This window comes from Pseudoalteromonas sp. SM9913, from assembly GCF_000184065.1.
Classification (GTDB): domain Bacteria; phylum Pseudomonadota; class Gammaproteobacteria; order Enterobacterales; family Alteromonadaceae; genus Pseudoalteromonas; species Pseudoalteromonas tetraodonis.
On record NC_014803.1, the window covers coordinates 2,766,544 to 2,789,922 of the forward strand.

Below are 23,379 nucleotides of genomic sequence, written 5' to 3' on the forward strand. Positions count from 1 at the left end.
TATTAAGCGGCGCTTTAAGCTTGTGAGAATACAGGATGCCAATCGTGCTCAATAAGCTCAAGCACCTGCTCTTTAGGCACCGCTTTACTAAACAAGTAACCTTGAAAGTAGCTACAACCTTGCGCTTTTAAAAAAGCCAACTGATGTGCGCTTTCAACCCCTTCAGCAATACACTCTTTACCTAAACTGCTTGCTAAAGTTAGTGTAGATTGAATAATCGCTTCGTTATCCGAATCAATACCGATATCTTGCACAAAGCTGCGATCTATTTTTAATACATCAATCGGAAAGCGCTTCAAATAAGTTAACGAGGCATACCCTGTTCCAAAATCATCCATGTACAACTTACAGCCTAGTTGCTTTAATAAGTCCATATTTTTAAGCGCATGTTCTGAGTCTCGCATTAAAATAGACTCTGTTATTTCAAATACAATAGCCTCGGGCGGCAGTGCTGCATTGTTTAGTGCTTGACGAATTTCAGGGACGAGTCCGATAAATTCAAAATCCAGTGCTGAGAGGTTAATTGATAGGTATAGATCAGGACACACTTTACGCCAACGAGCTAACTGCACCAAAGCACGCTTAAATGTTTGTAGCATTATTTTAGTGATTAAACCTATATTTTCAGCTACGTTTGCAAACTCTTGCGTACTCGCTAACTGATTATCAGGCCAGCGTAGTAACACCTCAAAGCCCACTGTTTTTTGCGTAGACGCATTAATAATGGGTTGATAATAATTACAAAATTCATGTTCATGATAAGCTTTTATCAACTGTGATTCTAAATGCATCGCTCTTTCAACACGTTGATTCATTTCTTGTTTGTAAAACTTATAACACCCTTCCAAGCCATCTTTAGCATAATAAAGCGCCACATTTGATGCTTTCAATAGTGCTTTATAATGCGCGGCATCATCAGGGAAAATAGCCACACCAATACTTAGGTGCACATTGACGCTTTGCTGATTCATAACAATGTCTTTACTCACGCAATCCATTAGTTTGGTGCATATAAGTAATACTTCTTCTATTTGCTGAATATCTTCAACTAGAATTACAAATTCATCACCGCCTAAACGCGCGACGCTATCACAAGGACGTAATGCTGTTTTCAAGCGGTTCGCCACCAGCTTTATTATCTCATCGGCGTTTTCTGTGCCAAATGAATCATTAAAATACTTAAACCGTTTTATATTAACGTGTAACAAAGCCACTTTACACTGATGGCGGCGCGCCTGATCGATGGCATGTATAGCTCTGTCGTTAAACAAGGTTCTGTTTGGCAGCCCAGTAAGTGAATCGTAATTAGCCAGTATATGCAGTTCGCTCTCAGCTGACTTTTGTGCATGAATATCCGTTAAAATAATCACGAAACTACTCAGCCTTTGGCTTTCATCAGCTACGGCGCTTATTTTAACCAGTACATGGCGTTGCTCTTTGTTTGCCAGAACGACAGTGTCTTCACATGAAAAATGTTCGCCCACTTCAAGCTTTTGCATAATTCGTAAATAATCAAAATAGCTACTGCGGGACATTCCCAAATTAAGCGCACGGGTTGAACGAGGCTCTGCTGATAAGCCAAAAGCGCTTTGCAGTGATTTATTTGAGGCACGTATATTAAAGTTTTTATCTAAGATAAACACCCAATCTCGGGTTTGTTCAAACGCGGCGGTAAATAACCGTGCATGCTCTTCAAACACCCTTTCGCGTGTCATATTGGTATACGTACCGGCTACTTTTTGCGGCGTTTTTTTGTCCCATTCAACCACCTTGCCAAAATCTTTGTACCAGCGCCAATGACCTTTGGCGTGGCGTAATCGGTAGGTACAATTAAAATACCCTTTATCTGTTGATAAAAATTCTAACCACTCCAACCTAAAAATAGCACGCTCTTGAGGGTGAATTTTTTCTAGGTAGTCATCTAAACTCACCGAGTCATCCTCGTAGCCTAATTCGTTGACTAATCTAGGCTGATAAATATTTAACTGGCTCGCCTGCCAATCCCATACCCCGGACTCACTTCCCTCTAGTGCAAGCTTTAAACGCGCCTCACTGTCTTGGCTTTCTTTGTGTGCTGCCAATAAGATACGCTGTATTTTGTTGCGCCTCATTACCCATGCAGTCACTATGGTGATCAATAAAATGGTATAAAGCGCTAAAAAGTATGGAGCACGCCATAGCGGATATCTCACTTTAATATTTAACGTTGCTGGCGCAGTATAGTCGCCGATCAGTGGGTCTTTTGCCCAGACTTTTAACTGGTAACTGCCTGGGTTTAATTTAGGAAACACCACTCGATTATTTCGGGTATAACTTTTTTTACCTTTATCGAGCTGATATTCATAAATAATGCGCTCTTGGAAGCTAAATGACATCGCTGAAAATGCAATCTCAAGCCCGATATCATCATGGTTTAAAGTGATATTTTTTAATGGCTGCTGTAAATTTATAGACAAGTCCCGAGACATTAAGTTGATGCGCGTGATATTGACCTGATCTAATAAACCTTGGCTATTTTTATTGTCTTTAGGGTCAAAGTAGGTGAAGCCCTTGAGGCTACCGAAGGCAATTCGACCATCCGCTAACTTAGCCATAGCGCCATTATTAAACTCAGCAGAGAGCACCCCATCTGATGTTGTAAATTGCTGAAAATGAATTGTTTCAGGATTTAGTCGCCATATACCTTTATGGCTACTCATCCAAATCATTCCCTCTTCATCAAGAACCATATCGTACAACAAGGTACCGAGTTTATTTTTATCTAAATCAATTGTGTGCACTAACTCATAGGTCGTTGCATCTATACCAATCAGCCCAAAATTAGATAACGATAGCCAAAGTATGCCCTGCCCATCTACCACGTAGGAAAGAATACTAACGGCTACATTTTCATGGTGTTTTGGCACTTTATAAATGGTGTTTAAACTTAAATCATTGGGGTTAAATTGATATAAAACGCCACCACTAAAAAATAATGGCTTCTCGGGTTGGTGCGGTAATGGGGGTAAAAAGCCATGTGCTAAAAAAGGGTCAAATTGTGCTAATTCGCCTTTTAAGTGAACTAATTGTCGGCTATCAATATTATATTTAAACATACCATGATCTGGGTGTACAAAATACAAATCCCCGTTTGGTAGCAATGTCAGGCCATGCATCCAATCATTTAAAAAAATCTGATTGGTAGGACTGTTAGTTCTTGGTTGGGTAAGTTGCTGAGTTTGCGGGTCAAAAATGAATAATCCTCGGTTTGAGTGCAACCAGAGTTTATCTTTGTAAGGCATAATTTTGAAAATAGTAAACTCTGTGGTCAGTAAATCGACTTTATAATCTTTTAAATACACCTTTGAGCGATTACTTTTTAAATCAACCGCAGTTAAACCATTGTGTGTGCCTAACCATAGCTTTTCTTGGAACTCCTTAATTGACCATACCGAATGATGTGATAAACCATCCCCAACCAGTGCATTTCCCTCTACATTATAAAACTTGTAATTGTCGCCTGATAAATAAAACGCACCATCGGTTTTAGTGGCTAGCCACATTCCGCCCGATTTATCTTTCACCATATCAATAATACTGTTATCGGCGAGGGTGTACTTACTCTGTTGGATACGTTTATTTTTCACCACTTTTTTAGTAGTTAAATTAAAACAAAGCAGGCCTTTATCTGTTGCTAAATCGAGCACTCCTTGCTGATTATCAATATCCCAAACATTCAAATCGGCCAGTAATTTTTGGCTTGTAAATGATTGCTCGCGGTTGTTAAACATTGCCTCTAAATTACTAATATCAACAGCGTATAAGCCCTTAACCGCACCTACAAGCAACTGATTGTTATTACCTAGCGCAAATGATTTCACATTATTTTGATAAATATGTACATCCGTTTCGCTCAAGTGCTCGAGTGGCCTTACCTGCTGTGTTGCGATGTTAAAAACATACGCGCCGTCTGTGCTACCTATAAAAATATAACCGTTATAATGAAACAAAGTACGCACAAACGCATTTTCAAATTGCTCAGGAAGTGTAAATAAGGAGGTAATAGAGCCGTTGTCTATATCGAGTTTTGCAAACTCTCGGCCTTGTCCAATCCATAAGGTTTTATCATCGGTGGCTAACATAGTAAAAACGGACTGCTGTAGTATTTGCTCTTCTGTGACAGGTTTTTCTATGTATTGTTGGTAGGTATCCGTTTTCGGATCGTATCTGAACAAGCCTGCTAATAAGGAGGCAATCCAGATATGCCCTTGTTGGTCTTGATATATGCGATCGATGATCGCCTCTTCTAACTCACCATTAGGGCCATTGATTGGAATAACTTGATAGCCATCGTATCGGTTAAGGCCTCCTTCAGTAGAGAGCCATAAATACCCATTGTTATCGATAAGCATGGTATTAACGTAACTTTGAGATAAGCCTTCGCTTGGGGATAATCGTTTTACTTGCGCTGTTACTTCAACGCTTATGAGCATAAACAGCACAAATATGGCTGTGATAAACCCATTAATACTCATACCCATGCTTGTCCTATTACTAATTTATGTTTTATTGATATTTCAATGCGGTAATATTTCGGTGCTTATAAGCATCAAATAGCGTTAATAATGCAGGAGTATATGTTAACACTTGGTTAAAACCAAGTGCTTGATAAAAATCAGTAAGGCGTTGATAAGCAAAGGTGTAAACAGGTTCTGTTTGCGCATTTAAAAGGGCAACTAATAACTGGGTTGCCACCCCCTTTGAACGATAAGAAGGAGCCACGAACACCGTTGATAAAAATAAAAAAGTGGGCTTATTCTGTAACCGGCAGGCGGCAATAATCGTATTATTATCGTAAGCGACCCAGACTTGATCCTGTTTGTTAGCATGGCCGCGGACGTTATGTAACGTATAAAACTTATTAACTAAGGGCGTTTTAATTGATTCTAATTGTTTAATTACAAGCATAGTAGGCAAACCCTAGCTAAGCATAATTGCCAAATACTGCTCAAATTTTTGTTTTAAAACACCTTGCTCTGCAACAGGACGACTATGCAGAGTGTCGTACACTTGCTCACGCGTTTTTTTACCGCGCTTAATTTGATAAGCCCAAAATGAGGCCTCGTAATCTAACTGAATTTGATACTTTTGCTCTCGCGGCAAGTTACACAGATTAAAACTCATATTCACTCCAATTATTAGGGGCTATAAACTTATTGTTGCCTGCATGAATACAGGTAAGGGCCGTGAGCAGCATACGGAGGCTTTGCTCGGCTTTTACTAGCCCACTAGGTTAAACAACTCGCGCCGAGCGCCCCTAGCTTGAACAAATTTTCATCCGCAAAGGTCAACAACCCCTCGCTCAATAAAACGTAGATTATACGTTTAAACTTATAAAAAACTAACTCTATAACTAATAAAAATAAGCGACTGTAAATAATTCAACGTAATCAATAATTGTTGGTGGTAACTTTTGCAAGATTACTAATGCAAACTGTGCAAAAGACAGACAATTTGTTACTATGGCTGCTTATTATCTTGCCGCAATTATTTGGAAATACTGACGTGCTTAAACGCTTTAACGGATTGCTGGTATTACTGTGCTTAGTTTTTAGTAATATGTCTTTTGCGCACAGTTATAGCTACACATTTAATCGCCCGCAAAACACTCAACAAGCAAACTATACCATTGAGCTATTACAATTGGCTTATGCAGATATGGGCTTTAAACTAAATATTGTCGATTTTAATCGTCAAAATGCATTATTTGCAGCAGATAATGGCATGTTAGATGGGCAGCTTGCTCGCGATATCAGTATTGAAAGTGCCTATAAAAATTTAATTCGCGTTAACTATCCACTCTTTAAATTTAACCTTGAACTTTATAAACGCTGTGAACCCAGCTCCACTAAAACCATAGATAGCGTTGCTATTATTTCCAGTTACCCTGTGCAACAGCGATATTTAGACAGTATTGATTTTCAAGGTAAGGTAATTGAAGTTAAAAATAATAATACGCAGCTTAACTTACTGATCCAGCAAAAAGTACAAGGAGCGTTACTTATTGATTTTGCGATGGCAAATAAAACCATTCCTCCCTCTTTGGGCTGCTATGAAAAACAAGTAGTTGCAACCTACCCGCTTTATCATTATTTACATAACAGTCATGCGGATATTGTTCCCCAGCTAGAAGCAACACTGGATAAGTTACACAATAACGGCACAGTTGCAAAACTCAGGTCAAAATACAACCTACACTTTTAAAAATCAAAACCTTGTTGATCTGCTTGCGGTGATGATTGTGCCACTTTATTTTTTTGCTGTAAGTAACGTTTATAGCGCTGCTGGCATAAACTCAATACTTTTTTCTTTTGGGAATTCGTTAACGAATTCCAAGAAAAACGTTCATCGCGACTGCGATAGCAGCCTTTGCAATAACCGCGATTATTAACTAAGCAAATACCTTTACAAGGGCTAGGAATATCAAATATTTCAATTTGTTGCATTTTACCCTCCGGTATTAAAAGCATAGCCTGAGTATAGCGCTATTTTTGTGCAAAAAAAAAGCAGCAAATAAATTGCTGCTTTGTTGTTAGCTTAAGCTGTTAATTACTGCTCACAGCTTTGTTCATCTACTTGTGTTTTTCGATGAAATGGCTTGGCATACATAGCTAAAACCAAAGCCCTTAACTCTTCTGGCACCTTGGCCAAACGTTCTTCAAACTGTGCTGCGTCATTTTTATTGATCACCGCCTCAGTGCAGCCAGCAGCAATAAAGTTGCCTGGGTGTAAGTAAAACGAATCAATAATTTGCTTATCAATGGTTTTTGCCAGTTCATCGGCACTGTCACAACCTGACTCAATGGGCTGACCAAACGATAAATGCACATGCCCTTTGGCTGAACTAAACCCTTCAACAATGCTGGCAATATCTTCGCCCGCCGATTTAACATACTTGCCATGATGTTGTTTATGATATAGCTCTTTTGCCTTGGCAATTGCACATGGTTCGTATTGGTAAGAGATTGCAACCGGCACCACTTTGAGCTCTTTAATGTATTCGCCAAATTCTTTCTTTTGTTTACGGCCATTAAGTTGCAACATTTTTAAAAGCGCAGGATCAGTTTGATCAACCCCATCTTTAGCGCGCCCTTCTTTTTGGGCAATCCAAATTGAGTGCCCGCTACTGAGTGAATCATAAATATAAGCCGATAACTGAGTCAGCGCTTTTAACATCTCTTTTGGGGCTTTTGCTGAGCGTTTCACAATAAAACTTTTATTTAAGCGCATAAGCTCAGTAATGTAAGGAATTTGCAGCAAGTTATCGCCAATCGCAATTCTCACTGTTTTCATTTTATGCTGGAATAAGCCCCAATTAACCAGTGCAGGATCAAGTACAATATCTCTGTGGTTTGAAACAAAAAGATAGGCTTGATTAGGGTCTAAGTCTTCTAAGCCAGAAAAAGTGACTTTTGAGGTGGTACGTTTTATTAATTTATTTAAGTAATGTGCCACTTCATTTTGTACATCTTCAACCGTTTTAACTTTGCCCCACTTTTTGCGCAACTGATGCTTTATTATAGCGCGTGCTAAAAACCCAACTGCGGATATAAAGCGTGGCAAATTGTATTTTGCAATTACATCAATAAACGCATTATCGTTAATTAATCGCGTTAATGAGGCGGCAACTTCATCGTCATTGTAAGGTCTTATATCTGCGTACTTATCTTCTAATTCAATCATTTACTGCATCTACAAAGTTAAAAACGGCGCGTTAAAACGCCCCGCTGTGTCTGATTTTGATTATAACTCAATCAAAAATACGAAACTAGCAATACTAAAGTTCGATTTACTGAGTTTTCATAGCGTTATAGTTTAACGCCGAGCCAAGCTGTCTTGCTAACAACGCATACGTATAAACTATGGCTATTAATTATTAATTTAAATGGGTAGACCCTACTAACAGCACTTTGTTCAAGTTCACTTAGCAAGGCAGTTGATCATAATAACATGCAAGTTAACCGTCAGTGGGCAGACCACATTTAAATATGGCTCTACAACTGCTAATGTAAACGCAATATGATAAACCCAATAACATTCAAATAGATGATACTCTTTTTATCACAAGCACTTCGCGTACAGGGGTTATTATTCCCTTAACACATACACTATTAGGACACACCGTGAACATAACAATTCTTGATAACGCTACACTGGCAAACACCTCACTTGATTGTATCTCAGCACTGGGAAAGCTTACCGTGCATCAGCTAACTAGCCCAGAGCAAGTGCTAGCACATAGCCAAAATGCAGAGGTGTTAATCACCAATAAAGTAGTGATTAATCGTGACACCATGGCACAATTAACATCTCTCAAACTTATTTGTGTTAGTGCCACCGGCACCAATAATGTTGATTTAAATGCCGCGAAAGATTTAGGCATTGCGGTAACCAATGTTGCTGGTTATTCAACCCCCTCGGTTGTGCAGCACACCTTTTCGTTAATTACTAACTTATTAGGCAATACTCATCGCTACCAAGCGGACTGCCAACAAGGCGCATGGCAAAAAAGTGAAATGTTTTGTCGCCTTGATTACAGCTTTAATGACATTCAGGGTAAAACATTAGCCATTATTGGTGGGGGAACTCTGGGCAATGCTGTATCTAAAGTGGCTGAAGCCTTTGGTGCTCATGTCATTGTTGCAGAGCGCAAAGGTGCTGAGTGTCGCCAAGGACGCACGCCTTTTGAAACCGCAATAAAAACAGCGGATATTATCAGCGTACATTGCCCACTTAATGATGAAACGCGTGACTTAATTACGCTTAATGAATTAAAAATGATGAAACCAACTGCGCTTATTATTAACACCGCGCGCGGGGGGATCATTAACGAAGCCGACTTAGCACAAGCCTTAAAAACCAATGTGATTGCTGGTGCAGGTGTTGACGTACTAACCAAAGAGCCTGCTGAGCACAACAATCCACTGGCCAATTACACGGGAGATAACTTACTACTAACCCCACATATAGCGTGGGCCAGTACCGAATCTATTGTGCGCTTGGTTAAAGAAGTGAGTTTAAATATCGCTGCATTTAGTCAACAAGAGTCGCGTAATCGCTTGGTTTAATGCCGTTAAATTAAGTTAGTCAAAATAACTAAAAAGTGGCTTTTTAATTTTATTTCTTAAAAAAGCCACTAACTCAAAAATCACTTTAAAAATAAGCAATTGATTTTTAAGGACTAAAAAACTGGCCTAGTCTTTGCTCTAAAGTCTGTAATTAATCATCTAGGATAATAAAAAATGAAAAAAACACTTTTAATCGCCGCCCTCACCGCTCCTTTTTTAACTGGCTGTGTTATTGCTGTATCCGATGGCGAAGCGGAAGGTCATTGGGCTGGTAATAGTTCTTCTAGCTGGCAAGCAACACATAAGAATAATCGTGAAATTATTTCAGGCTTGGCAATGGATAGCTCTTATCAGTCGGTATTAAAAACCCTAAAAACACCTGACTTCACCGAATTACTCAAAAAAGAAGAGGATGTTTACCAAGTCTTATTTTATGCAACGCACAGCATCCATTCAGATGGTAAAATGACTAAAGATGAATGCACACCGTTGGTATTTAAAAATGATAAATTAGTTGGTATTGGTGCCTCAGCACTGCAAATGCTGACAAACTAAGTAACTACAGCATTTATTGGGCGCTAATTTGATTGCGCCCTAACTTTTTCGCATTATACAAACCGGAATCAGCTTCTTCTAACAATGCTTTTTCAGTGTAAGCTTGGCTACTCTCACTAGAAGCAATACCGATGCTAATGGTGACGTGTGTAGCGTTTAAAGACGCATTATGTTCAATATTCAAATCATTAACGGCGTTACGTAACTTGTTGGCAAAAGCGATTGCACCTTGCTGATTGGTTTCTGGTAATACGGCCACAAATTCTTCACCGCCGTAACGCGCAACAAAATCACTGCCACGCTCACATTGCGCGGCTAACGTTTTTGCCACTGTTTTTAAACATTCGTCTCCAGCTCGGTGGCCATAGCAGTCGTTATAACGTTTAAAATGATCAATATCTATGAGTAAAACGCACAAAGGAGAGTAGTTACGCTTACTTCTACGCCACTCTCTTTCTAAGTTCTCATCTAAATAACGTCTATTGGGTATTTCTGTTAAGCCATCAATAGAGGCAAGCATTTCTAGCAAATCATTTTTTTGCTTAATTAATAACTGGTTCCGCACTCTAACTTTCACAATAGCGGCACTAAATGGCTTACCAATATAATCCATTGCGCCGAGCTCTAGCCCCTTTGCCTCATCTTCATGACGGTTGTTTGCAGAGATAAAAATAATAGGAATAGCCTGACTTATACTGTTCTCTTTTAGCTGTACGAGTACTTCATAACCATTCATACCAGGCATCATGATATCTAAAATGATTAAGTCTACTTGTGTGTGTTTAACAAACGCCAGCGCGTCTTCGCCGCTTGTCACTAAGTAAACATCATGCTCATCGCTTAAGGTTTTTTCTAAAATGATTCGGTTAAGCGCATCGTCATCTACAATTAATATTTTTGCTTTATTTATCATTGCTTACATCTAAAATTTTTATATAAATATGAACTTGTTTTAACTGTATTATCAGCTCTTTAATTGCAGCATTGGCGCTCTTGTCGCCCACTTTTAATAATTGCTCAGTATGTTGAGCACATAATAATAATCGGTTAAACCCTAAGTTTCCTGCTATCCCTTTTAGACTATGCACTAAGCGTACCATTTCAATAGTAGGTATGTCTTTTTGAAGATCAGCTGAATATGAGTCACTTAACACCGCTAACTTAGTAAGCATGCTTTGCAATAGCTTCTCATCATCATTGAACTGTGTCAAAGCGAAGGTTTTATCAAAAAAGCAAGGCTTAGATATGCCTAAATCAGCTATCGATGCAAATAAAATAGGCGCAACCACAGGCTTAGTTAAATGTTTATTCATACCACTATTCAATGAACGTGCAATGTCGGCAGGCTCACAATGTGCAGTTAATGCAAAAATAGGCAATTGCTGGGCGTCAAACTGTTGGCGTATTATTTGGGTTGCTTGATAGCCATCAATACTCGGCATTTGAATATCCATTAAAACTAAATCGGGGCGCAATATATTCACCCATTCAACCCCCTGTTTAGCATCACTAGCAGTCACAACATTCACTTCGGCTTTACACAATATACTGCTAATAATGTCGAGATTGAGCGGGTTATCATCTATGGCTAATACTAAGGTTCCCGCTATTTCTTCTTGTGGTTTATCCGCTTTATATTGAGTTACTTTCTTTAACTTTTCAGGGGTTAAACTAAGTAACCGCTGCGCCAATGCACTGCGCGGTAAATACTGGCTAATAAAAGAGTCATTTATTGAAAGCTGATTCGGTTGCGAGTGCTCTATAACGATGAGTGAAGTAGTACGAGTGTGTAATACTGCTTTTATTGCTGAGGTGAGAAAGGCAGGTACGTCATCAGCATCGATTATAATGCTATGCGCTTGTTGCAAACAATCTGGATCAGTTACGACTATTTCAAGAGCTTGATTATTGAAAAAAGGATGCGCGGTAATAACCTGATTAAGCAACTGACTCTTCGCGCTGGTGATCAGTAATAGTCTATCTGTAAAGCTTGCTGATTTCTCGGTATCTGTCGCTAAATCAAGCGTGAAGTAAAAATGACAGCCATGGCCTTTATCACTACTGAGTGCAATTTCACCTCCCATTAATGCCACACTATGCTTTACAATTGCCAGCCCTAAGCCAACCCCTTGATGCAAGCGAGTAGATGATTCATCACCTTGCGTGAAGGCATCAAATAAACGGCGTTGATCCGCTTGAGCAATCCCCACTCCCGTATCAATAACCTGAAAACAAATACGCTGCTCTATATGGCTCTGACTCGGCTGTAATGTCATTTTTAATGTCACACTGCCTTTATTGGTAAACTTAACGGCATTGGTAAGTAAGTTACCTAATACTTGTTGCAAACGAATTGTATCACCGACTAAAAATGGAGAAATTTGCGAGTCTATGTCGATTTTTAGCTGTATCTGTTTTGCTTGGCATAAAGGTAAAATTAAACTTTCGCAGGTATCAATCAAATCAACTAAGCACAATGGCGCTAATTGCAGCGTTGCTTCTTTACTTTCAACACGGGCAAAATCAAGCATACTATTTAGCATCTGCAACAAATTATTGGCCGCATATTTTGCTTGGCTAGTTTGTTGAATTTGCCGCTGTGTTAACCCGTGCTCTGCGAGCATATCCAATAATCCCAACACGGCATTGAGGGGGGTGCGTATTTCGTGGCTTAAATTAGCAATAAAACGGCTTTTAGCTAACGTGGCACGCTCTGCATCATCTTTGGCTTTGGTAAGTTCTGTAACATCTTGAATATGAATAACATAATAAAGCGGCTGACTATTTTCATTCCAAATTAACGACATACTCAACTGTAACCAGGCATTTAATTGGGTATGAGCCAAGGTTAAGTGAAACACCCTTTTCTTATTATTTAATAATTGCTGTAGTAATGCTTCAAGCTCCTGCCATTGCGTATTATTAAAAAGCGCATAAAAAGGGGTATCGGTTAATTTATCATGCTTGGAAAATAATTTTCGTGCGGCTTTGTTTATCTGTAAAATAGCGTACTCAAGCGAGAGTAAAAACACCCCATTTGCGGCAAATTCAATTGCGCTTCTAAATATAGATTCAGACTCTTTTAATGCATACAAAGTATGTTGTTGTTCTGTAATATCACGGCCAACCCCCATAGTTCCTAATAATTGCTGCTGTTCATTGTAAAAGGGAGCAATGGTTAACTGATAAGTTCGCTCAGCAACATCTATGCGCTGCTGAATTTGCATTTTATGCTGTAATACTTGATATTCCAGCAAACTAATTTGTTCATACTCGTTACTTATGTTGTGTATTTGCTGCCCAAGGAGTTCACCTTGAGTTTTTCCAATAAACAACTCAAACGCTTTATTACAGCCTAAAAAAATGCCTTCTGTATTTTTAAAATAAATAAAATCAGGCACGCTATTAAGTACTGTGTTTAATAACGCTAAATGACGCTCTTTTGCTTGGTCGCTATGTTTTAGCTTTTGCGATTGTTGCTGTACTTGATCATCTAACTTTTGATTAGCATTTTGCAAAGAAATAACTAAATGCTCATTTTTCGCAAAAATAGCTTTTACCCGAGCAAACCAAGGTTGCCAGTTTAACGGTATTTGGTAATTTAAATACCCGCTATTGTCATCGTTATGATGCTCTAAATAACGCATCAACTCGGTCATAGGTTTGATAAATATACGTTTGCTTAACCAAAAAAAGATGTAAAACATCAAACATAAAAATAAGGCTAACGAAATAAACTCTATCAATACTTCATACACAATACCGCTTGAGAGAGTGTGCTTGTCAGCAAGAAACGCCAGATGAATAGGGTTATTTTTTGAAGGCTGAATTAAAAATAATGAGTCTGCTCGCGCATTACTCTTTTGTGAGGGGCTATTAATATTAGGCCAATAGGTCGATAACTTTATGGCTTGATTAATTGGCTGCTGTGAACTGGCAATAATTTCATTCTCTTGGTTGATAAAAACATACTCGCCTTGCTTTGAGGTTATTTTTTTCAACCAACTAGAAATAGCCTGTAAGTCATATATTAAAACAATATAATCTGAGGAGTTAAGCTCTCGCTGTCGGCCAACTGCAAAATATGCGTTATTGTCTACTTTAATAACGGCACTTGAAGTGAGTGTGTTCGCTGAAGGTAAGGGTTTAAAGTCGCCATTAAGTACCTGCGTTAAAATATAACTTTGTGTATTGTTACGTCGAGCTAAATAAGCAAAGCCGCGCTCATCAACATAGGCTACAGAATGCAGCGACGAAAGCAGCGCTAAAGCAGTATTGAAAGACGGAGCCAGCGACATGACTTTTTGCCAGCGTGATAATGCCTGTTCGGAATAGCTGAATTGGCCTTTTCCTACTATTTCGCCATTAAAATGTGCTATCTGGCTATAATAATAATGCTCGTATTGATTAATGTTTTTTGTGAAGGCCTGATTCGCTGGTTGTGGGGCGTGTTTGTCATACATAATAAACATCGCATTAAGTAAATCGTCGATGGCTTGCATATCATGATCAAGCTGCGCCGATAACGCACTGAAATCGGTGGTCTTTTTTGTAATTGCACGGTCCATTTTTATATCATAAAAATGCAAACACAAAAAAGAGGCCACCAATAAAGGGATTGCTAACGCCACAAAAACAGAGCGATGATAATGTTTTAGCGGTAAAAAATTCAACGACCTACCTAATTATTAGCTCAAAAATCAAACTGTAGACTATAGAGCCAAGATGTTAAGCGCAAGTTATAAATTTTCCTCGGCGAACGAAGCCAGTCGACTGCGTACTACCCCATTAAGATTTACGGTAGCACCACCTTCAAAATGTTTAAACCGCTCTACAATATAGGTAAGCCCCGAAGTAACCGCCGTTAAATAATTACTGTCTATTTGAGCTAAATTCCCAGTACAAATTAGTTTTGTTCCTTCTCCGCAACGGGTAATAATAGTTTTTAGCTGAGAAGCCGTTAAGTTTTGGCTTTCATCTAAAATCACCCCCGAATTGATATAATACTATCATACCCTCAATAAACTTGAACAAAAAAGTTTTTACACACATACTCTAGCTAAGAATCAAAGGTGAACGAAAATGATACTTCGAAATACAACAAAAACTAAAATAATTAAAACATCAGTCAACTTTGGAAAAGGAATGTCTTTTCACCTCGATAAATCAGGGCAACCTATTAAGACTGAAAAAGGCATCAGAACTCACTCATATAGGCACGATAAAATAGAACCTAATTTTCCAGTGCTATATCACCCGACTCGCTTCACCGAATGCCAAGAAATGAACTTATTTTTAATGCACCGCTTTGAAGGTCATTTCAGTCTCAAAAAGAATCAAATAGACAATGAGGCTTTTAGTGACGCTTATCATGCCAGCCAACCGGGAAAGCCATTAGATGTTAAGTCTGTTCGCAGTATAGCTAAGCACTTAAAAGCTTTCTTAGATTGGTTGGATAAAGATGATGCATCCTATTTTGAAGTAATAGCTGCACCACTTTCAAAACAATCTGTAGATGATGATATTTCTAGGTTACCTGTGTGGAGATATCACAAACATTTATGTGAAAGAGTCGAAACCAAAGATAAGTCTAAACGCATAAGCTTTAACAGCGCTCAAGAACGAATTAGAGCTGTTAAAGCATTCTATATATGGAGCCATAAGCGCGGAGCTATAGATAGCCTCCCCTTCTCACTTGAATACAAACAGGTACGTATTAAATCGAAAGCTAAATCAGGTGTCAGTTCGTTGTTTCAATTACCTACCAGCAACAATCGTTCTGGGGGCTTATGGAAATGGGTCAGTAATTTGAGCATTCCAAATACATTGAAACAAAAAGAAGACTCACCAGACAAAGGTCTACAACCATATTCTCCAAAAGAACTTAAACAGTTACTGGAGACGAATACAGCTCAAAAAGAGACTTATAAACTTTATTTGCAGTGTGCCTTGTTAGGTGGACTTCGATCTTTTGAAATTTCGGCCATCGACCAGAAAGACCTCTTTAACCCTGATGAAAAAGAAAACGAGAAACGTATTCCAAAATTGAACATTGTACGAAAAGGACATAAGCCAGTGAGATTAACAATAGCGCGAGTTCTAATGAAGCTTTTGTACAATCACACTTTGACAATTCAAAATATGAAGCGACGTACCAAACATGAGACTAATCATGGTATGGACAATAGCGAACATCCGCTTCCTTTGTTTATGAATAGTTCAGGATCGCGGATAAGCGAAGATACACCGGGGAATACTATTTCCATAGTTAGAAAAGAACAAAGGAAGCAGGGATTAGAAATACTATTACGCACATTCCATGACTTACGCGCTACCTTTGCTACTTATGTCGCTAAATACCTAATTGACAAAGGTGAATCAGAAAGTTCCATCCGACAAACACTAATGACTTTGATGAGTCACGAAAGCTTTAAAACAACCAAACGTTACATCGACTTTGCCAAAAGTGTATCAGTGGATGCATACGGAGCGATGTCAGAGTGGGTAAAAGATATCTACGGTGATGTTAACGAATTGCTTATGCGTGAGGCTGAAGATGCTACAGCAAGTTAAAACGCGGAAGTCCAATCGTATTCCTGCTAGATTTAAACCTCATTCAATTGTTCTAGCCGAACAGTTAGACGTTTTATTTAACAGGGCATATGACAAAGAAAGCAATATTAGCACAGGTGACGACACTGCTATTTCAATGAGTCGCTTGCGGAATGCTTGTGTCAGTTTACAGCACATTCTTCCTCTAGCCCTTAATAAGGTTAGTGCAGATACTGCGACATCAATTCAAACTTCGGGATTAAATGCTCTATCAGACTTTGAAATTTGGCAAGAACTGGAATACTTTTGCATTAATGAAATAAATGATGTCAAGCTACCTAGTTATGCTACTCGTATAGAAGAAGCTTTAGAAAACATAGCTAAGTTTCATTTTTATGATAACGCTATCAACGCTCCTTTTAGGCTAGTAAATGGGGCTACTTCAATCGACATAACTAAATTATTCGAACTTGAATTCCATCAAGTAAAAGAGACTCGTAAATTACTAAAAAAATATCTGGACTATCTCGTCCTTCCAGAATTAAGCCTCAAAGATTCTTCTATTAGAGACAACATCCTCAAAACTGCGACTGCTATTATAAATATTTGTCTACATGATACTTTTAAGAATACTGAACGCGTCAAACTGCCATTATTGGCAACATTAAAGGATAGGGAATTCGTTTCATCATTTATATGCAATCACAACTTCCGTACTTTTTTAAAATTTATACTACCCGATGTGTGGGGTAAAGCTAGAGTCAATCAATTTAAAACTGAAGCCGAAGTGATAGGGTATGCACAAAGCATATCATCCAAATTTGGCAATGAAGTTGATGCTTTTTTGAAAAATCAGATAGCAAGCGCTTCGGAAGCTAATACAACAAGAGTTAGATCCTCAACTTTATCATTTCCAAGGTGGTTGAATAGTGCTGGTAGCGTAGCATCACCAATAATTAAGCTGCTTAGTGAGCGTGGAATTCAAGGGTTTGCAGAAAATGGCCTTCAGGGATTTAAATACCTTTATAAGCATTACCAAGAAGAAACTCAAAATAACCAGCAGTTTTTACTGCTACTAAACGCTGCATTGGACCTTTACCACTTTGTTACGGGTGAAAAAATCGCAAAGGAAAGTTTATTACCCTACTCATTGGGCTATTACCTTAAAGAAAGTGACACTACCGAATGGCAGAAGCATGAGTGGGTATATGACAATGCCTATAAATTTTATCAAAACCTAGTCGAATACCATAAAGTTTTTACAAAGCGAATTGATGGCGAGAGCATAGGCATCGTCACTCTCAAAGGTTACATAGGTAGTATGGCTAGAGCATTGAAAGAAAATGCATCATCATTAACAGATGAACAAATGAAGCTTATTGCCAATCATGGGGTTCATGCTTTTGTTGAAAATAACTGTGAGATACTAAAGGCTATAAGAGAGGCAATTCAACTAAAATCAAAACAAGGCGATTTGTCGGTTTTTGTTGGTAATCAATATCAGAGCGCTATCGACAAATTACTATCGTTTTATGGTCTAGATACTATTAAAAGCTTTCCGGTCAACACCGAATTAACTGCACAACATCAAGAGCAACTCTCTCAGAATCAAGATAAGCTCTACTCATATAGAGAAGTAGTAGAATTAGCATATTACATAGAAAAAGGGCTTTCTGAGACCTTACTCACAATTAAAGACAAAGTTACACTTTATGCAGCAAAAGTCATATTGAAAACTGGTTGGAATTCAACTCCTACGCTAGAGCTTGATACTGACGACTTATTTTTCTTTAACACGCCATTACATTCAAGTAAAACTCCTGCTCTTCGTTTATTTAAACGCCGAGCTAATTATCAAACACAATGGCATAAATTTGAAATTAAAGCCGAAGATCTAGAAAAAGAAGGCGTCTTATACGGCGACGTTGTCGAACCAGTAATATTTGATATTAAGGCTGCGACTAAACTTACGTCTATTTACCGCCCTTCTATTGAGAACCTATCAAAAAGAATTTTTGTTTTTCCCAAAGTAAATAGTATTGGAGAAGTAAAGATTCAATTATTAACAGCATCACGTTTCAAGACCACTATAGATAGGATATTGACTGAGCTTGGGTGTGATATCGTATTTAATTCGCAAAAGATCAGAAAATCAGGGCTTAACTACATTTACCGAAAAGTTGCCAAAGAATTTAAGTGGTATCAAAAAGCTGGCAAGCACTCTTATGAAACGTTCTTGCGTCATTATTTAATGCAAGATAACAAAGATGTTGCAATGACAATCAACAGAGCGACAAAAACAATGGCAGACTATTTTGTTCGCGATGTTACCGACAAAGTAATCATTTTGCAGACTCCACCAGAAGACGGTAAAAAAGTCCCGAATGGCACATGCATTAACTCAAAAGATAAATCCGCAGTAGTGGCATTCGAATCACAAAACAGGAAATTATTAGACCAGCGAGATACAAACGAGCATGCATGTGCCGACTTTAACGCATGCTTGTGGTGTCCGTTCTATCGCTGTGTTGCTGACGCATTGCATGTTTGGAAACTTTTGTCATACCGGGATTTTGTTGTTGCTGATATGGAAAACTCAGCCGCAACATTTGACTCTATAACAGAGCAACTGGAAAACATAGAGCAGTTGAAAAATAGGGTTAACGAAATATTAGCTGATATTGCCAAGCTTAATGCTCAAGCTGTGACTGATGGAAAAGAACTATTGAGAACAGAGGGTATTCATCCTCATTGGAAAAACACAGGTTTGCTATGACCAAAGAGATAACTAAAACAAAACTACTTGATATCGCTGTTGTAAAAACACATACAGGTCAAATCACTATAAAACCTTTGGTTCAGGTGTTAGAAGATTTTAAAGTTGATGATACTAGCGCTTTTAATTCGATTGCTTTGTGGGAAAACAGAGCATTGAATATTGCTAAACATGGCACTATTCACTTTGGCGATGACACTTGGATAAGCTATGAAGAAACGCAAAGAAATGTGAATTTTAAAGGTGTTGATGAATTAGCATATCAAATTCGAATTTATTCACTAATTAAACTCACACATGGTGATGTTGTAGGCGGTAAACCTCTAAAAATCTCTACACTTCAAAATGATGTAACGTATCTAAATTTATTTGCAGCCTTCTTAAGACAAAGAGGTTATCACTCATTTCATGAGTTGGAGTTCAAATCTGACTTAGTTATTAGGAATCTCATAAAAGACTATTTATATGAAGTCAGGAAAATAGCTATTTACAGACAATCACACTCATTTACTAAACTATTTGACGTGCAGCGCAGCTTTCGTCTTTTTGGCCCTAAGGTGTGTAGTGTTTTTATTGATGTACTTAACCAACTAAACGAGTTACACCATCCGAGACCAGTCACTTATTCGCACCCTGTCATTCCTACTAAAGTAATGAAAAAAATTCTGAAGTTTGCAGAAAAAATAGTTGAAAACTCTAAGGATAAGATAGAACGATGGCTAGAATTAAATGCACGCTTAATAGATAGTTTAAATGAAGGCTCCGTTGAACCACCGCCCAAAATTAGTACAGGTGAGCTAATAGCAAAACATGTAAGAAACTTACCCGATGAAGTGGAATTCATTCAATTATCCGAAGAATTAGAAGATTTAAAATTAGCCACATACATTAATATCTTGGCCTATACAGGCATGAGATATAACGAAGTACTTACATGCAAGGTTGGCTGTGCCAATTACAAAGATGATATTTATTACATTACGGCAATCATGACCAAAACCGACAACAGTAAGGTTGAGATGGAATGGTTTTCAAACGCTGAAGTACATGAGTGTGTTGGTATTTACGAAAAATATGTGTTCGGTATGCAAGAAAGGGCAAAAGCTGTACTTTCTTCATGCAGAGCCAATATAACAAGTAGTCAAGCACACAACTTGAAAGAAGGGTTAGAAAGAAACCGTCTTTTCGGGGTTTCACATAGTAGCTGTAGTGTTAGTTTTAGCGATGCTGGGCGATTCACAAAATTTGAGGTTAAAAACAGTGAAAACATTGAGCTTTTTGACTTAACTCTAGACGATGATGATATAGCAGAGCTTGAACGCCTTGAATCTAACTACAAAGAAGTTAGAGGAGAGAATAGAGGTGTCCCATACGAAGAAGGCGATACGTTTAGATTAACCGCTCACATGTTTCGACATACGTTGGCCTACTTTGTCATTGCCAATAAATTAGGTGAGCTTGATGATATTAGATATCAATTTAAACATTTAACCAGCCTAATGACGTTTGTTTATACTCGAAGAGCATTTTTGGCCTCAACAACTTTAATTAAAACTACTGAAGAGTTTAATGAGATTTTAATTGACCGTGTTGCAGAAGAGTTAATAGATGAAGCCGAGTCACAATCACTTAAAGGTGGTGCTGGTGAGCAAATTAATAAAACATCTAAAGATCTGATAATAGGTATTACTGATAGTCAAAGTAAAGATTCGACTGTGATTAAGCAGATCCATTTCAGTTCAATTGAAGAACTGAAAAATTTCTCGTCAAAAATATTAAAAACATACGTGGCTTGCCTACGGGGTACTGCACTGCGGGAGAAGCTTGCAAGATAAAAGGAGCAGGAATCCCTAGTGGCTGTGTGTATTGTGGTAGTAAAATCATTACCAAACGCCACAAGGTCAATTGGCAAGTGATAAAAAAAGATGCGACCCAGAAACTAGAGGCATATGCAGCATCAACCACAGAAGAGCAAGAAGATTACGAGCTATTTGCTATTCACTGGAAAAATAATATAGCAGCAGCTGACTATGTATTAGATGAAGGCAAAGCGCATACAAACCAAGGAGAACAAGCATGAGTAGCGCATATGATGATATAAAACGTGCTTTTGAAGAGATGAAATCTGATGGCAGCAAGATAACCAAAAATGCAGTAGCAACGAGAGCTAAAAGAAATATTGCGAATCTATCTAAAGAAGAAGAAAAATGGGTAAAGTTACGAGAAAGTATTGAAAAAGCTCAATTAACTTGGGAAGAAAAAAATAAAGATAATTTAATAAAACAACTCAGAACAAAGGTAGCCGAACTAAAAAGCAAGCTTGCTAAAGAAAAGCAAAAAAATAATATCGGCACTAAGGAAATCGATAATAAAGATACAAAGTTATTAGTGTTGTTGAGTGAAATGTACGCAGAAATAGATAAGCTCAAACTGATTAATGCCGATTTACAAAATCAACTTCAGCATTCAGGGCAACATACAGAAATAAGAGTGGATACGTCTACTGGTGAAATTATTGAATTAGTTTCAACGAAACAATAGATTAGATGTAGTAGCTCATATCTCAACTTACAGTTTTGTTGATTAGGCTTAGACTTCACCTGACAGGCAGCAAGAGCGAACAAGAGACGGTCAGAGTGATCTGGATATGTGAACTTAATTCTACAAAGAGGACGCTTAGCGACCCCGTTCATGCAATAAAATTGAGTTTAGGCAATCCGCATTAATTGTATAATGATATTTCTGCTTCTAAAGAGTATGTTTATGAGAACCATTGGAAAACTGGCAAAAGATTTAGATATCAATGTTGAAACAATCCGTTTCTATGAGCGCCAAGGTCTGATAGAGCAACCTTTAAAACCAGAGTCTGGTTACAGAATGTATGGCGATGCCCTTACCAGTCAACTCAAATTTATTCTGAAAGCTAAAGCATTAGGGTTTACGCTGAAAGAAATTGAATCGCTTATGTCACTAAGTGACAGTTGCGCTGATATTGAGTCGATGGGGTTGCAAAAACTTAATCTCATTCGTAATAAAATTGCTGATTTACAGCGATTAGAGAAAGTAATTCAAGATATGACAGATTCTTGCAAGGCCAATCAAGACCCTCAATCCTGCCCGGTAATAAATTCACTTAAATAGCTATTGACCCCGTACTTATGTACGGAGTTTATACTACCTTAAAAATTGAGGTAGATAGTTATGATCAATAAAATTCTAGATAAAGTAGGTTCTGGTGGCGTTTGGCTAGCCGCCCTTAGCTGCACAGCATGTTTTCCTGCACTCGGCTCATTGGCATCTGCTCTTGGGTTAGGTTTTCTTTCACATTTTGAAGGGATAGCGGTGAACACCTTATTGCCATTATTTGCTTCACTAGCGTTGTTAGTTAATTTCTATAATTGGTATCAACATCGAGATTCATTGAGAGGCGTTTTAAGTGTCATTGGCCCAATTGCAGTATTGCTGACCCTTTATCCTTTATGGCAATACGACTGGAGCACTTACTTATTTTACTTTGGGATCATTTGGATGGTCGTAATGTCTATTTTAGATATTGTTAAGCCCATTAAGGAACCAGTATGCAAGGTATAGAACTAGAATCTAAAATCACTTGCCCTGAATGTGGATTTAGCAAAGTTGAAACCATGCCTACAAACGCTTGCCAATGGTATTACGAATGCGAAAGCTGTAAAGCACTACTTAAACCGTTAAAAGGTGATTGTTGCGTTTATTGCTCTTATGGAACAGTTAAGTGTCCTCCTATTCAAGAAGGCAATGCATGTTGCTCAGGTAAGTAGCCTAGTATTCGGTGGTTCTGTGTCAACCAAGTAATATCTTAAATGCGATTGCGATTAACACTAAACCACCAAATAGTTCAGCTTTAGATTCCAGCCATACGCCACTTCTTTCGCCGATATTCACACCAATCCAGCTAAAGGCAAACGTCGTGACGCCTATTATCAAGCAAGCTACGGCTATATCTACCTCAAGCAATGTGATTGCATAACCTGCCGCCATTGCATCAATACTGGTGGCAATAGCAAGAACAAATAGCACACGATGAGTAACATTAGCAATATCTTCTTCAATTCCTTCAGATTGGGACTCATAAATCATTTTGCCACCGATAAATACTAGCAAAATAAAAGCTATCCAAGGTGCATAATCTTCAATCCAAGATGATAAACCTTTACCGCTGTAATAGCCTAAAAGAGGCATAAAGCCTTGGAAAAAACCAAAATAAGCAGCGGCTTTAATAAAGAGCTTTTCAGCATTTACTACTTTTTTAGAACCTAAGCCTATGGATACTGCAAACGCGTCCATACTGAGTGCTATAGCTAATACAAATACTTCAAACAAACCGATTAAACCTGAATAAAATTGTTATAA

Annotated in this window: 19 protein-coding genes and 1 pseudogene; 11 read left to right on the plus strand and 9 right to left on the minus strand. The window is 38.2% G+C overall.

Features of this window, described 5'->3' with window-relative positions; genetic code table 11:
* Positions 1-14: 14 nt before the first annotated feature.
* From PSM_RS12700 to PSM_RS12710, 3 genes are read right to left on the minus strand one after another with little or no spacing between them, the layout of a single operon-like run.
* Entirely contained in the window at positions 15-4,520 is a 4,506-nt protein-coding gene (locus PSM_RS12700; protein WP_013465862.1) for an EAL domain-containing protein, read from the minus strand.
* A gap of 25 nt (positions 4,521-4,545) precedes the next feature.
* Positions 4,546-4,947 (minus strand): GNAT family N-acetyltransferase, encoded by a 402-nt coding sequence (locus PSM_RS12705; RefSeq protein WP_013465863.1) that lies wholly within the window; start codon positions 4,945-4,947, stop codon positions 4,546-4,548.
* Between the two features lie 12 nt (positions 4,948-4,959).
* A complete protein-coding gene (locus tag PSM_RS12710; RefSeq protein WP_013465864.1) occupies positions 4,960-5,163 on the minus strand; it encodes a DUF3283 family protein in 204 nt (67 codons plus the stop codon).
* Between the two features lie 435 nt (positions 5,164-5,598).
* Between PSM_RS12710 and PSM_RS12715 the strand changes: the two genes are divergently transcribed.
* Positions 5,599-6,243, plus strand: coding sequence for a transporter substrate-binding domain-containing protein (locus PSM_RS12715; protein ID WP_049775596.1), 645 nt, complete (start codon positions 5,599-5,601; stop codon positions 6,241-6,243).
* Here the strand turns inward: PSM_RS12715 and PSM_RS12720 are convergent.
* Positions 6,240-6,485 (minus strand): DUF1289 domain-containing protein, encoded by a 246-nt coding sequence (locus PSM_RS12720; RefSeq protein WP_013465866.1) that lies wholly within the window; start codon positions 6,483-6,485, stop codon positions 6,240-6,242. The genes PSM_RS12715 and PSM_RS12720 overlap by 4 nt on opposite strands.
* 103 nt (positions 6,486-6,588) lie before the next feature.
* Positions 6,589-7,722 (minus strand): 1-acyl-sn-glycerol-3-phosphate acyltransferase, encoded by a 1,134-nt coding sequence (locus PSM_RS12725; RefSeq protein WP_013465867.1) that lies wholly within the window; start codon positions 7,720-7,722, stop codon positions 6,589-6,591.
* Between the two features lie 440 nt (positions 7,723-8,162).
* On the opposite strand from PSM_RS12725, the gene PSM_RS12730 reads away from it, so the two are divergent.
* Positions 8,163-9,107, plus strand: a complete 945-nt coding sequence (locus PSM_RS12730) for a D-2-hydroxyacid dehydrogenase (RefSeq protein ID WP_013465868.1) — start codon at positions 8,163-8,165, stop codon at positions 9,105-9,107.
* Between the two features lie 174 nt (positions 9,108-9,281).
* Positions 9,282-9,662, plus strand: a complete 381-nt coding sequence (locus tag PSM_RS12735) for a DUF3192 domain-containing protein (RefSeq protein ID WP_013465869.1) — start codon at positions 9,282-9,284, stop codon at positions 9,660-9,662.
* Positions 9,663-9,675: 13 nt separating this feature from the next.
* Here the strand turns inward: PSM_RS12735 and PSM_RS12740 are convergent, their stop codons facing one another.
* The 3 genes and pseudogenes from PSM_RS12740 to PSM_RS12750 all read right to left on the minus strand — a co-directional run.
* Positions 9,676-10,575: a diguanylate cyclase gene (locus PSM_RS12740; protein WP_013465870.1), complete on the minus strand. Its 900-nt coding sequence runs from the start codon at positions 10,573-10,575 to the stop codon at positions 9,676-9,678.
* The gene (locus PSM_RS12745; RefSeq protein WP_013465871.1) at positions 10,565-14,335 is read right to left on the minus strand and encodes a PAS domain-containing hybrid sensor histidine kinase/response regulator; all 3,771 of its coding nucleotides are present in this window, start codon (positions 14,333-14,335) and stop codon (positions 10,565-10,567) included. The genes PSM_RS12740 and PSM_RS12745 overlap by 11 nt, the downstream gene beginning before the upstream one ends.
* Positions 14,336-14,401: 66 nt before the next feature.
* A pseudogene (locus tag PSM_RS12750) lies at positions 14,402-14,659 on the minus strand (PhoH family protein); the annotation flags it as partial.
* An 85-nt stretch (positions 14,660-14,744) separates the two neighbouring features.
* Here PSM_RS12750 and PSM_RS12755 point away from each other — a divergent pair.
* From PSM_RS12755 to PSM_RS18780, 8 genes are all read left to right on the plus strand, one after another.
* Positions 14,745-16,235, plus strand: coding sequence for a site-specific integrase (locus PSM_RS12755; protein ID WP_008113382.1), 1,491 nt, complete (start codon positions 14,745-14,747; stop codon positions 16,233-16,235).
* Positions 16,219-18,990, plus strand: a complete 2,772-nt coding sequence (locus PSM_RS12760; RefSeq protein ID WP_013465872.1) for a hypothetical protein — start codon at positions 16,219-16,221, stop codon at positions 18,988-18,990. The genes PSM_RS12755 and PSM_RS12760 overlap by 17 nt, the downstream gene beginning before the upstream one ends.
* The gene (locus PSM_RS12765) at positions 18,987-20,825 is read left to right on the plus strand and encodes a hypothetical protein (RefSeq protein ID WP_013465873.1); all 1,839 of its coding nucleotides are present in this window, start codon (positions 18,987-18,989) and stop codon (positions 20,823-20,825) included. Before PSM_RS12760 ends, PSM_RS12765 begins: the two co-directional genes overlap by 4 nt.
* A gap of 77 nt (positions 20,826-20,902) precedes the next feature.
* Positions 20,903-21,070, plus strand: coding sequence for a hypothetical protein (locus PSM_RS18775; RefSeq protein ID WP_013465874.1), 168 nt, complete (start codon positions 20,903-20,905; stop codon positions 21,068-21,070).
* A complete protein-coding gene (locus PSM_RS12770; protein ID WP_008113385.1) occupies positions 21,067-21,531 on the plus strand; it encodes a hypothetical protein in 465 nt (154 codons plus the stop codon). Before PSM_RS18775 ends, PSM_RS12770 begins: the two co-directional genes overlap by 4 nt.
* Before the next feature lie 222 nt (positions 21,532-21,753).
* Positions 21,754-22,131, plus strand: a complete 378-nt coding sequence (locus tag PSM_RS12775; RefSeq protein WP_008464133.1) for a MerR family transcriptional regulator — start codon at positions 21,754-21,756, stop codon at positions 22,129-22,131.
* A gap of 60 nt (positions 22,132-22,191) precedes the next feature.
* Positions 22,192-22,581: an organomercurial transporter MerC gene (gene merC / locus PSM_RS12780; protein WP_008109712.1), complete on the plus strand. Its 390-nt coding sequence runs from the start codon at positions 22,192-22,194 to the stop codon at positions 22,579-22,581.
* On the plus strand, positions 22,569-22,787 hold the full coding sequence (locus PSM_RS18780; protein WP_008109710.1) for a GDCCVxC domain-containing (seleno)protein: 219 nt from the start codon (positions 22,569-22,571) through the stop codon (positions 22,785-22,787). Before merC ends, PSM_RS18780 begins: the two co-directional genes overlap by 13 nt.
* Positions 22,788-22,809: 22 nt before the next feature.
* Here PSM_RS18780 and PSM_RS12790 read toward each other — a convergent pair whose 3' ends face one another.
* A complete protein-coding gene (locus PSM_RS12790) occupies positions 22,810-23,349 on the minus strand; it encodes a manganese efflux pump MntP (RefSeq protein WP_008109708.1) in 540 nt (179 codons plus the stop codon).
* Positions 23,350-23,379 lie beyond the last annotated feature (30 nt).